10 protein-coding genes are annotated in these 11,415 nt (G+C 68.6%); 4 read left to right on the top strand and 6 right to left on the bottom strand.

What is annotated here, in order from left to right; all coding sequences use genetic code 11:
* Positions 1–48: 48 nt before the first annotated feature.
* Complete coding sequence (locus tag HMPREF0043_RS07495) at positions 49–1,521, bottom strand: mannitol dehydrogenase family protein (RefSeq protein ID WP_021602404.1); 1,473 nt, start codon at positions 1,519–1,521, stop codon at positions 49–51.
* Between the two features lie 217 nt (positions 1,522–1,738).
* On the opposite strand from HMPREF0043_RS07495, the gene HMPREF0043_RS07490 reads away from it, so the two are divergent.
* Entirely contained in the window at positions 1,739–4,687 is a 2,949-nt protein-coding gene (locus HMPREF0043_RS07490; RefSeq protein ID WP_040318128.1) for a multicopper oxidase domain-containing protein, read from the top strand.
* A 51-nt stretch (positions 4,688–4,738) separates the two neighbouring features.
* Here the strand turns inward: HMPREF0043_RS07490 and HMPREF0043_RS07485 are convergent, their stop codons facing one another.
* The 5 genes from HMPREF0043_RS07485 to HMPREF0043_RS07465 form a co-directional block, all read right to left on the bottom strand.
* The gene (locus tag HMPREF0043_RS07485) at positions 4,739–5,542 is read right to left on the bottom strand and encodes a MetQ/NlpA family ABC transporter substrate-binding protein (RefSeq protein WP_021602402.1); all 804 of its coding nucleotides are present in this window, start codon (positions 5,540–5,542) and stop codon (positions 4,739–4,741) included.
* A gap of 192 nt (positions 5,543–5,734) precedes the next feature.
* The gene (locus HMPREF0043_RS07480) at positions 5,735–6,439 is read right to left on the bottom strand and encodes a methionine ABC transporter permease (protein WP_021602400.1); all 705 of its coding nucleotides are present in this window, start codon (positions 6,437–6,439) and stop codon (positions 5,735–5,737) included.
* Positions 6,436–7,431, bottom strand: coding sequence for a methionine ABC transporter ATP-binding protein (locus HMPREF0043_RS07475; RefSeq protein ID WP_021602399.1), 996 nt, complete (start codon positions 7,429–7,431; stop codon positions 6,436–6,438). Before HMPREF0043_RS07475 ends, HMPREF0043_RS07480 begins: the two co-directional genes overlap by 4 nt.
* A gap of 368 nt (positions 7,432–7,799) precedes the next feature.
* Entirely contained in the window at positions 7,800–8,510 is a 711-nt protein-coding gene (locus HMPREF0043_RS07470) for a metal-dependent transcriptional regulator (RefSeq protein WP_021602398.1), read from the bottom strand.
* Positions 8,511–8,521: 11 nt separating this feature from the next.
* Entirely contained in the window at positions 8,522–9,229 is a 708-nt protein-coding gene (locus HMPREF0043_RS07465) for a DeoD-type purine-nucleoside phosphorylase (protein WP_021602397.1), read from the bottom strand.
* Positions 9,230–9,507: 278 nt separating this feature from the next.
* Between HMPREF0043_RS07465 and HMPREF0043_RS11535 the strand changes: the two genes are divergently transcribed.
* From HMPREF0043_RS11535 to HMPREF0043_RS10780, 3 genes are all read left to right on the top strand, one after another.
* Positions 9,508–10,056: a hypothetical protein gene (locus HMPREF0043_RS11535; protein WP_051317495.1), complete on the top strand. Its 549-nt coding sequence runs from the start codon at positions 9,508–9,510 to the stop codon at positions 10,054–10,056.
* A complete protein-coding gene (locus HMPREF0043_RS07455) occupies positions 10,053–10,817 on the top strand; it encodes an HAD-IIB family hydrolase (RefSeq protein ID WP_021602395.1) in 765 nt (254 codons plus the stop codon). Before HMPREF0043_RS11535 ends, HMPREF0043_RS07455 begins: the two co-directional genes overlap by 4 nt.
* A 49-nt stretch (positions 10,818–10,866) precedes the next feature.
* The coding region (locus tag HMPREF0043_RS10780) for a vitamin K epoxide reductase family protein (protein WP_021602394.1) at positions 10,867–11,415 on the top strand (549 nt) is incomplete at its 3' end.

Raw genomic sequence — 11,415 nt, 5'->3', positions numbered from 1 at the left:
GGGCGGGGTTCGCCGCCCGCCGGCGGCCCGGCGCATCCGCAGACGCCCTCAGCTGACGAGTTCGCGCAGGACGGCGCGAGCTCCCTTCTCGCGAATCGCCTTCAGCGCCCCGGTGAACGCCTCGACGAATCGAGGATCCTGGCCGAGCGAGCCGAAGACGAGCTCATTGGAGACGAACGCGGTGTCCTCTCCGTCCTTCTGCCTGGCCGCCGCGGCTACGAGCGCCTCGCCCTGCTGGTCGTCGACGACGATCTGCGAACCGTCCTCGGCGCGGCCCTCGCATCCGAGAGCCCAGGCAGCGCACATCGCCGCCCCCAGTTCCACCGAGCGGCCGGCGGCGAGATTGTCGCGAACCGTGGGCAGCACGAACTTGGGCATCCGGTCGGAGGCGTCCTGTGCCAGGCGGGCCAGGGTGTCGGCGATGCCCGCATTGGTGAAGCGCTCGAACAGTGTGTTCACGTAGGCGGGAAGGTCGATGCCGGGAACGGGACGCAACGTCGGCAGCGCCTCGCGGTCCAGGTAGGCGCGCGTGAAGGCCTGGATGTCGGCGTCGGCGGCCGATTCGTGCGCGAACACCTGGGGGATGAGGCGGCCCCAGTGGGCCAGCGACTGGTGCGAGGCGTTGAGCAGCCGCAGCTTCATGAGCTCGTAGGGGACGACGTCGTCGACCATCTGCACTCCGGCGTCCTCGAACGGGGGCCGACCGTCGGTGAAGCGATCCTCCAGCACCCACTGCTCGAAAGGCTCGGCCGTGACGGGCCAGCCGTCGTGGAGGCCGAACTCCCCGGCGACGTGTTCGATGTCCTCCGGCGTGGTCACGGGGGTGATGCGGTCCACCATGCAGTTCGGGAAGGCGACCTTCGCCTCGATCCACTCCGCCAGCTCCGGATCGGCCATGCGGGCCTGGGCCAGCACCGCCGTTCGGGCGATGTTCCCGTTCCCGGGGAGGTTGTCGCAGGACATCACCGTGAACGGAGGGACGCCCCGCTCGCGTCTGCGGGCGAGGGCTTGGACGATGAAGCCGAAAGCCGTCTGAGGGCTGTCCCGGTGCTCGGCGTCGTGGACGGCGCCCGGCGAGGTCGTCTTGAACTCCCCGGTCTCGTCGTCGATGTTGTACCCGCCCTCGGTCACCGTCAGAGAGACGATGTGCGTCGCCGGGTCCGCCATGACGTCCAGGACGGCCGACGGATCGTCCGGGGCGAAGAGGTAGTTCGAGATGGAGCCGATGACGCGCGGTTCGAGCGTCCCGTCGGAATGCTTGAGGACGAGCGTGTACAGGCCGTCCTGGGACGTCATGACGTCGCGCATCTTCGCGTCCTGGGGCATGACTCCCACGCCGCAGATGCCCCAGTCGAAGGCGAGGCCCTTGCCCATGAGACGGTCGAGGTACATGGCCTGGTGGGCTCTGTGGAAATTGCCCAAGCCGAAGTGGACGATTCCGGTGCTGAGCTTCGAGCGGTCGTACGCGGGGGCGTAGGATGACGCGGCGAGGGATGAGTCGGGGTGCGCAGTGGTGAACATGACCGTTCCTTCCGGGGTTCTCAATCGACGGCGTCGGAGCAATGATGTGCTTGACGCCACTGTTCCGATGCCCTCATCATGGTTTCCATTCGGACGGAGGTCAAGCGCGCGGGCGCCGGCATCGAACCGCCCGCCGACGGCCGGACAGCGCATCTCCGCGGTCCCCGGCGCGGCTGTCGCCATGGTCGCACGGCGGGAAACTACTTACGATGGGGCCATGACGTCTGCGCTGCGCCCGCGTTCCCTCTGGCATCGCATCACGCTCGGAATCCAGGCGGCTTGGGCGGCGACGCTCCTCCTCGTCCTGGCGCTTCAAACCGTTCTGCCCGAGCCTCGCTGGTACCTCGTCCACACCGCGGGGCTGGGCTTCGTCGCCAGCGCGATCCTGGTGTGGACGTGGCATTTCGCCGACGCTCTGACGCGCAGGAAGCAGTCCCAGAAGCATCAGCTCGCCAGACTCGTGCTCATGGCGGCCGGCGCCGTCCAACTCGGGATCGCGATCGCTGGAGCGGGGATCGCCGGCCAGGCACTGGCATTGACGGGGCCCGCCACCGTCATCGGCGCCATGGCGTGGCACCTGTGGGCCCTGCATACGGCGACGAAGGGCGGATTCCTCGGGCGGGCCGCAGCCACCCTGCGCTTCCACGCGACGGCCGGGGCCTTTCTCATCCTCGGCGCGACGTTCGGCACGCTCCTCGCCGTCGACGCGACCAACGATTCACTCGCCTCGCTCTGGCGCAAGGCCGTTCGCCTCCACCACGACGACCTCGTCCTCGCCCATGCCATGTGCATGCTGCTCGGCTTCGTCGGTCTGACGATCCTGGGGACGCTCGTCACCTTCGGCCCGACGATCGCCCGCGCCCGCATGTCCCCGAAAGCCGTGGAATGGTCGAGACGGGCGCTTCCCCCGCTCGCCGGCGCCGTGTGCGGCGGCGCGCTCCTCGCGGCAGGAGGGTTCGCCCGCCTCGCGGGGGTGGCCGTCCTCGTCTGGATGGCGGCGAGCGCCCTCATCCTCGTCCCCGTCGCACAGTCGTGGCGGGGATCGATGCTTTCCGTCGGAGACGGCTGGTTCGTGGGGGCGGGAATGACGTGGATCCTCGCCGCGGCGGCGACGTGGGCCGTCCAGCTCCTGACGGCCGGCGTTGACGCCGGGAGTGCGGGCTATGTCAAGTACGGCATGCTCATCGGCGCCGGAGCGGTGCAGACGGTCATCGGAGCGCTCACCTTCCTCCTGCCGGTGGTCATGGGGGGAGGGCCGACGCGTCTGCGCAGAACCCTGGAGAAGGTCGAGCCGTCGGCGGCGGCCCGATGGTTCCTCATCAACGGCGGCATGCTCGTGGCGGTCCTCACGCGCTCGGAGCGCACGCAGCGGGCCGCCCTCACCCTGGCGGTGATCGCGGCGGCGGCGAGCCTCCTCCTCGTCGCCGTCCTCTCCCTGCGGCAGAAGACGGCAGGCGCCCCGGAGCCGGAGGCCGGCCCACGGCAGTCCGAGAGGCGGCGAGTCGAAGGCGCAGACGGCGAACCGGCCCGGAAGGCGGGGGAGAGGGCCGTCCCGCAGGAGCCGGGGAAGGCCGCCGGAGAGCAGAAGGCGGGGCTGCCCGTGGGCCTCCCACGGACCGATGCCGTCTCTCCGCGCTCCGGCGAAGCCGGCGCCTCACCGGCTCGAGACCCCCGAGGGCATCCTCGGGCCATGCCGCGCACCCGACTGAGCCTGGGCGCCGCACTGGCCGCCCTCGCGTTGGTCGTGGCCGTGGCCTGGGGCGGAAACGGGGGCTCGCCGGGCGGGGGAGGCCAGGCCGGGGGCGCCGTCTCCGACCCCGGCGCCGAGGTGACGAAAGTCAGGATCGCCGTCAGGGGGCTCTCCTTCACCCCCTCCCGCATCGAGGTCCCCCGCGGCAACCGCCTGCAGATCGCGGTGCGCAACACGAGCGACCAGCAGCACGATCTCGTCGTCGACAACGGGGCCGCCACGGGGATGATCGACCCAGGCAAGAGCCGCACCGTCGACGTCGGAGTCGTCAACGGGAACATGGGCGGCTGGTGCTCCGTGGTGGGCCACCGGCAGGCGGGCATGACCGTGACGATCGTCGCGGTGGGCAAGGATCGGGCCGGAAGCGCCTCGCCTTCGCCCGGGAGGACGCCGGCGTCGGGCGGCGGCCACGACCACGGAGGAATTCCGGGGACCTCGCGCAGCCCCCTCCAGCCGACGTACGCGGAGCTCTCGGCCGAGCCCGGCCCGTCATTCGCCGCGCGAGACGCGACGGTCCCTCCGGCGAGCGCCGAGACGACGCATCGCATCGCGCTCGAAGCCGTCGAGGTCGACAAGGAGGTGGCGCCTGGCCGCAAACAGCGCGTATGGACCTTCAACGGGACGGTTCCCGGGCCGGTCCTGCGCGGAAAAGTCGGGGACGCATTCGTCGTCACCCTCACGAACAAGGGGACGATGGGGCATTCGATCGACTTCCACGCGGGCGACGTCTCACCCGACCAGCCGATGCGCACCATCGCTCCGGGGCAGTCGCTCACCTACACCTTCACCGCCAGGCGCAGCGGCATCTGGCTGTACCACTGCAGCACCAAGCCGCTGTCCACCCATATCGCCAACGGCATGTACGGCGCTGTGATCGTCGATCCTCCCGGCCTCGACCGCGTGGACCGCGAATACTACCTCATCCAGGCCGAGCAGTACTGGTCGGCGAACCTCAAGCAGGGCACCGACGCCGACGCGGTCCGCAGCGCCACGCCCAGCGCCGTCGCGTTCAACGGATACCCGTTCCAGTACGTTCACAGACCGCTCCAAGCCAGGACGGGGGAGCGAGTGCGCATCTGGGTCATCTCCGCCGGGCCGAACCTCGACCTGCCCTTCCACGTGGTCGGAGCCCAATTCGACACCGTGTGGTACGAGGGTGCGTACCGGATCCGCCGGGGCTGCGACGTCTCGAGCTTGGCGGTGCAGCGATGCGACCCGGCGCAGGGCTCGGCGGGAAGCGCCGGCTCGCAGGGTCTCGCGGTCGCCGTCGCCCAGGGGGGCTTCGTCGAGTTCGCGCCCCGCGAGCCCGGGACGTACACGCCCCTCAACCACGCCATGGCCTACGCCGAACGCGGCGCGACCGCCTCGCTGCGCGTCACGAGCGGCTCCGAGGCGGACGGAGCCCGAGGCGGCTGATCGACGGGGCGGACAGGAGGGCCCCGCCCGCCCCGTCGCCGCGTCCGCCGCCTAGAAGGCTGGGATGACCTCGCCGTTCGGCCACGTCTTCTTGATGTAGGCAGCGACTTGGGGGGAGTGGAGGAGCTCGTCGAGCTTCTTGATGGAGGCTGCCTTCTTGCCGGAGGCCGCCGAGTTCCACGCGAGGATGTTGGCGTAGGGGTTGCCCTCGCCCGACTCGAGGTAGATGGCGTCCTTCGAAGGTTTCAGGCCGTTCTCCAGAGCGTAGTTCCCGTTGATGATCGCGATGTCGACGTCCGGGAGGATCTTCGGAATCGACGGAGCGCCGGCCGGCTTGAAGGTGATGTTCTTCGGGTTCTTCTCGACGTTGTAGATAGTCGCTTTCTTGTCCTTGGGAAGCGTTATGATGCCGTTCTTGGCGAGAAGCTCGAGCGCGCGAGCTTGATTCGAAGGGTCATCGGTTATCGCGACTTGCGCATTCTTGGGTAGTTTCTTGAGATCTTTGATATTTTTCGAATATATGCCGTACGGTTCGATGTGTACTCCAGTTCCGTGATTGAATTTGTAACCCTTGGAGGAGGAGGCTTCCTTCAGGTAGGGAAGATGCTGGAAGAAGTTCGCATCGATGTCGCCGTCCTTCAGGGCGGAGTTGGGGACGTTGTAGTCCTGGTATTCCTTGATCTCGATCTCGATGCCCGCCTTCTTGGCGAGGTTCTCCTTGACGTATTTCAAGATTTGTGCGTGGGGCACGGGGGACGCCCCGACGACGACCGCCGCCGAATCGCCGGCCCCGCAGGCCGACAGGGCCAGGGTTGCGGCGGCGAGGAGCGAGGTGAATGCCTTGATTGTCTTCATCGGTTTTTCCTTAGCGAAGTGTGGGCTACTGCGTGGAGGGCGATGGCCTGGATGCGAGGCGGTGCTGCGGTCCAAGGCGTCGGACTGCCGCGGGGAGGCGGGGGATCCGACCCTCATCGCCCGGCGCGAGGAAACGCACTCGGAGTTCGATGGGTTTCGCGAACGGGTGCGCGGGCTCCGACTGGCAGTTCCTCAGCGGTGGTCTACCAGCCGGCTGAGCATGTCGCCGATGAGTTGGACGATCTGGACGATGACGACGATGACGACCACGATGATGATGAGGACGGACCACACGCTCTGGTTGTACCCGTAGCTCTGGGCCATGAAGCCGAGGCCGCCTCCGCCGATGAGACCGGCCATCGCCGAGTACCCCACGAGCGTGATGACGAGGATCGTCGTCGACTGGATGAGGGCGGGCATGGACTCGCGCACGAGCACCCCGGTCAGGATCTTGCCGCGGGACGCCCCCATCATCTGCGCGGCCTCGACTTTGCCCTGCTCGACTCCGTCGAGATTCGACTCGACCATGCGGGCGAAGTAGGGGATGGCCGCGATGCCCAGGGGTATCGTCGCGCCGAGCCACCCCGATCCCGTCCCCGTGACGAAGCGCGAGAAGGGGATGAGGAGGAACATGATGATGACGAAGGGGATCGACCGGCCGATGTTCACGATGAAGCCCAGTCCGGCGTTGACGGCGGGAGCCGGCAGGAGGCCGTCGCGTCGCGTCGCCTTGAGGACGACGCCCAGCAGCGCGCCGAAGACGACGGCGATGAGGGAGGAGAGCCCGACCATGGAAAGGGTCTCCAGCGTGGACGGCCACAGTTCCTCGATGGCCGGGTCGTCGAACCATAGCCAGTCGTCGTTGCCGGCCGCCAGGCGAGCGCACTGCGGGATCATGCCCGCACCTCCGCGTTCACTCCCGCCGCGGCGAAGCTCCGGGCGATCCGCTGCGCGTGGGCGGGATCGACGGTCAGGGCCAGGCGGGCGACCTGAGTCGAGCCGATCGTTTCGAAGGAGCCCGTCGCTATGTCGGCGCCGAATTCGGCCGCCAGGCCGAGCACCCGGGAGCCGGTGGGCTCGCCGGGGGAGGACGTGAAGGCTATGTCGACGATCGCCGACCCCCTCGAAGCGTCCGGATCCATGTAAGGCTTCGGCACGATCCGGCGCGAGAGCGCCGAGGCGGTGTCCGCCACGACGTCCGATACCGCGCCGGTCGCGGCGATCTTCCCACGCTCCAGGAGCGTGACCGAGTCGCAGATCCTGCGCACCACGCCCATCTCGTGGGTGATGACGAGCACGGTGACTCCGAAGGAGGCGCGAACCGATTTGAGCAGGTCGAGGATCTGGTCGGTCGTCTCGGAGTCCAAGGCAGACGTGGGCTCGTCGCACAGGAGGACCGAGGGGTTGTCCGCGAGCGCCCGGGCTATGCCGACGCGCTGGCGCTGGCCGCCCGACAGCTGGGAGGGATAGGAGGATGCGCGTCCCTCCAAGCCCACCACCCGGAGCAGTTCGGAGACGCGCCCGTGGACGTCCGAGCGGTTGCGGCGCACCTCGGGGCCGATCTGCAGAGGCAGGGCGATGTTCTGGGCGGCCGTGCGAGAGTCGAGGAGGTTTCCGCCTTGGAAGACCATGCCGATCCGGCGGCGGGCGTTGCGCAGTTCTCGGGGGGAGAGTCGAGTGAGGTCGTCGCCGTCGACGAGGATCCGCCCCTCCGTGGGGCGCTCGAGGGCCGTCAGGCATCGGATGAGCGTGGACTTCCCGGCTCCCGATTCGCCCACGATTCCGTGGATGTCGCCCGATGGAATGGTGAGATTGATTCCGTCGAGGGCGATGACGGGCTCGGCGCCGCGTCGAGCGTACACTTTGCGGACGTCGATCAGATCGATCATGGGACCCCTCCATCGGTCGTGGCGGAAGCACCCGGCCACCCGGGTTGCTGCAGTGTCGATGAGCCACGTCTCTCGGCTGCTCTTGATGAACTGGTGACGAGTTAACCATGCGGTGTCGGCGCGGGCAAGCGTGCGGACGTGTGACGTTCGACGTTGTGCGGTGAGTCACTTCGAATGGACGCGATGGGGCGGATCCTCCGGCCGAGCGCGGGCAACTGCGAGAGGCGTTGGCAAATGGCGGGGAGGCAATCCGCGGCGGGTGTCGGAATCGAGGTTGATAATTAGAACATGGATTCGATCGATGAAGGCGAGTGGGACGCCGTCGACCTCCTGCTTTTCGAGGAGGGCGGCCTCTGGATCCCTGCCGCCTACGTCGATTGCGTCTTCGTCGAATGGGCCTGATCGGCCGCATGCCGCTGGCTGGGTTCGACTGCGATGGCGGCTGCGACGCTCTTCGGGATGTCCACCCGGTGGCCTGCGACGTCCAGCGAGACCATGCCCAGGCCGTGCCGGGTTCCCCGGACGGCGACGCGGACGCCGGGCAGAAGGCCGAGGTCGGAGAGCTCCTTGAGGACTCGGGAGTCGTCGTCGGCCACTCGGAGGATGGCGCAGTCGGCCCCTTCGTCGAGGTCGGCCAGGGTGGCGGGGGGATCTGCGTGGGGCAGCGAGGCGTCGGGAGGGGGGATTCTGTCGCCGTGGGGGTCGTACCGGGGGTGCCCCAGTGCGGCGTCGAGTCGGCAGACGAAGGTCTCGGAGACGGCGTGTTCGAGGTGCTCGGCCTCTTCGTGCACCTCGTCCCACGAGTACCCCAGCCACATGACGAGCGCGGTCTCGATGAGCCGGTGGGCTCGGACGAGCCGGAGGGCCTGCATCCGCCCCTCCTCGGTCAGGGAGATCTTGCCGTAGCGGGCGTGCCGGACCAATCCCATCGTCACCAGCCGCTGCACCCCCTCCGAGACGGTCGACGGCGACAGCCCGAGCGCGCGCGTCAGCTCGCCCGACGTGACGGGATGGTCCTGCCACTCGTTCAGCTTCCATATGGCGCGGAGGTAGTCCTCGTGCGACGTCGAGAGTCCCATGCGGCGGCCGATCAGGAGAGGGCGGCGCTGACCGCGAGAGCCAGAGCCTTGCCGAACCTCGTCTCGCGATCGGCCGCGCTCATGTTCTGGGAGGGGTCGAGCAGATGGTCGGAGACGGTCAGGACCGCCAGCGCCTGCCCGTCCAGCTCGGCCGCGATGCAGTACAGGGCGGCCGCCTCCATCTCGACGCCGAGCGTGCCGATTCCCGCCAGACGCTCGGTCTGCTCGGCCGGGTTCCCGTAGAAGCGATCCCGCGAGACGACGGGGGCGATTTTGACCGACGGGTCCTCTCCGGCGGCGTCCGCCGCGGCTTTCAAGAGGTTCCACGAGGCGGTCGCCGAGATGCGCACGCCCGGGCAGATCGAGTCGACGATCGCCGAGTCGGTGTGTGCGCCGATGGCGATGACGACGTCGCCCACCGCCACCTTGGGGGACAGGCCGCCGCAGGTGCCGACTCGCACGATCCGCTCGACTCCGTAGAAGGAGTACAGCTCGGTGGCGTAGATGGACAGGGACGGCTGGCCCATCCCCGAGGCCATGACAGAGAGGGGACGTCCCTCGTGTGTCCCGGTGTATCCGACGATGCCGCGGACGTCGGAGACCTTCCGGGCGTCGGGCATGAGCTGGCCGGCGATGCGCTCGGCTCGGCGTGGATCGCCGGGCATGAGGACCGCCGGGGCGAAGTCGCCGGGTTGCGCGGAAATGTGGGGTGTGGCCATACAGGTGGTTCCTCCGCCTCGGATTCGACGAAATGGCGTGAGCCGCACGATGCCGCAGCTCACATAACCGTATCAGTCTAGCGCGGCCCGGCTCCCGGGCGACTCCGGCCTGCGGACGGGCTGGCCTCGATCCCGGCGGAAGCGGTGCTCGCGAAGCGGGGAACTCATGCCCGGGCCTGCGAACCAACTGGCGCTCCACCCTCTCGGTGAATAAGAATGAGCCCTGTTGACTCTTCAGTTTCGAGTCTCCTCGGCATTGCCACATGAAAGGTATAGACATGACTGTCCCCAATACTCCCGGTTCCCACGGTTACGGCGACCCCCAGGCCGGTTACGGCGCCGATCCGCAGGCCGGCTATGGCGACCCGCAAATCGGTTACGGCGACCCCCAGGCCGGTTACGGCGCCGATCCGCAGGCCGGTGGCGGCTTCCAGCAGCAACAGCCGAGTCAGCAGGGATGGGCGCCGTCGGCCTATTCGGCCCCCGCTCCCGGCCAAGAGGGCTACGGGTACGCGCCCCAGGGCTACCCCCAGGCCCAGCCGTCGGGATTCGGCACCCTCTTCTCCCTGGACTTCTCGGTCAAGCGGGCCCACGTCGTCGCCAAGCTGGTCCAGATCCTCGCGATCGTCGCCGGAATGTCCTTCGCCGTGTGGGGTCTCTTCGAGTTCATCGCCGTGGCGGCCAGCGAAGTCCCCTGGGGAGGGATGGCGATCGCCGCCAAGCTCTTCGGCGCCGTCGCGTGGACGGCCTTCGGACTCTTCCTGCCCGCGCTGAGCCGCGTGGTCGTCGAGATCGCCCTGAAGCCGGGAGAGAACAACCGGGCATGAGCTCCTACAGGCTCATAGCCTTCGACTTGGACGAGACCCTCGCGCCCTCCAAGTCGCCGCTGCCGGACCGCATGGCCGCGGCCCTGCGAAGCCTGCTGGACGTCGCGGACGTCTGCGTGATATCCGGCGGGCAGTTCGGCCAGTTCGACGCCCAGCTCCTGCGCAACCTCCGGGCCACTGAGGAACAGCTCTCCCGACTCCACCTCATGCCCACGTGCGGCACTCGATACACAGTGCGGCGCGACGGGCGGTGGACGGACGTCTACGCCAGGGATCTGAGTCGAGAGGAGCGCCGCGAGGCGATGTCCGCGGTCGAGGAGGAGGCGCGCCGCCTCGGACTGTGGGAGGAGCGGACGTGGGGGGCGATCCTGGAGGATCGCGGCTCCCAGATCACATTCTCGGCTCTGGGCCAGGAGGCTCCGCTGGAAGCGAAGAGGGCTTGGGATCCCGACGGCTCGAAGAAGGAACTCCTCCGGGCGGCGTGCTCGGCCAGGCTCCCCGGCCTGGAAGTCCGCTCGGGGGGCTCTACGTCGGTGGACATCACCCGCAAGGGCATCGACAAGGCCTACGGCATCGCGGAGCTCGCCGTTCAGACGGGCATCGGCATCGACGAGATGCTCTTCGTCGGCGACAGACTCGACGAAGGCGGCAACGACTTCCCTGTCCTGCGCCTGGGAATCGAGGCCCGCGCCGTCTCCGGATGGGAGGAGACCGCGGCCTTCGTCGAGGAATACGTCGAACGGGCGAGGGGCGTCCGGTAGCCTGGAGGAGGGTCCGGCAGCCGGGCCCTCCCTGACATGTGGAGGCACCATGACGCAGGTGGAACTCGATTCGCTCAGCGACGAGGAGCTTCAGCGGTACATCGACGGGGTCGACGAGGACCGCGACGCCCGTCCGAGCCGGGAGCAGACGGCGGGGGGCGCCCCGCGGGGGCTGTCCGTCCTCATGCTCCTGTGCGGCGCGGTCGGCATGTGGGCGTCGCTGAGCCTGGTCCTGGCCGAGCGCGAACAGCTCGCCGACCCCGGCGCCAGCCTCTCATGCGACATCAACCCGTTGGTGGGATGCTCGGCGTTCCTCCGCTCCCAGGCCAACGCCCTGTTCTTCGGCGTCCCCAACGCCCTCTTCGGGCTCATGTTCTTCAGCGGCGTCGTCGCCCTCGCCCTCGCCCTGCTCACGGGCAGCCGCCTGAACCCGTGGGTGTGGCGCCTCCTGTGCGTCGGCATGGCGGGAGCCGCGGCATGGCTCGTCTGGTTCCAGTATCAGGCGTTCGCGGTCGAGAGAGCCCTGTGCCCCTACTGCCTGGTGACCTGGTTCGTCACGATCCCGCTCATCGTGCACGTCCTGGCGCGCAGCGTCCAG

Origin of the sequence: Actinobaculum sp. oral taxon 183 str. F0552, assembly GCF_000466165.1 — a bacterium.
GTDB lineage: Bacteria > Actinomycetota > Actinomycetes > Actinomycetales > Actinomycetaceae > Peptidiphaga.
This window is presented reverse-complemented; position numbering and strand designations above follow the sequence as displayed.

Bases quoted from the DNA above. Each gene is read 5' to 3' on its own strand.
- HMPREF0043_RS07495 (WP_021602404.1), bottom strand. From the start codon at position 1,521: ATGTTCACCACTGCGCACCCCGACTCATCCCTCGCCGCGTCATCCTAC.
- HMPREF0043_RS07490 (WP_040318128.1), top strand. From the start codon at position 1,739: ATGACGTCTGCGCTGCGCCCGCGTTCCCTCTGGCATCGCATCACGCTC.
- HMPREF0043_RS07485 (WP_021602402.1), bottom strand. From the start codon at position 5,542: ATGAAGACAATCAAGGCATTCACCTCGCTCCTCGCCGCCGCAACCCTG.
- HMPREF0043_RS07480 (WP_021602400.1), bottom strand. From the start codon at position 6,439: ATGATCCCGCAGTGCGCTCGCCTGGCGGCCGGCAACGACGACTGGCTA.
- HMPREF0043_RS07475 (WP_021602399.1), bottom strand. From the start codon at position 7,431: ATGATCGATCTGATCGACGTCCGCAAAGTGTACGCTCGACGCGGCGCC.
- HMPREF0043_RS07470 (WP_021602398.1), bottom strand. From the start codon at position 8,510: ATGGGACTCTCGACGTCGCACGAGGACTACCTCCGCGCCATATGGAAG.
- HMPREF0043_RS07465 (WP_021602397.1), bottom strand. From the start codon at position 9,229: ATGGCCACACCCCACATTTCCGCGCAACCCGGCGACTTCGCCCCGGCG.
- HMPREF0043_RS11535 (WP_051317495.1), top strand. From the start codon at position 9,508: ATGACTGTCCCCAATACTCCCGGTTCCCACGGTTACGGCGACCCCCAG.
- HMPREF0043_RS07455 (WP_021602395.1), top strand. From the start codon at position 10,053: ATGAGCTCCTACAGGCTCATAGCCTTCGACTTGGACGAGACCCTCGCG.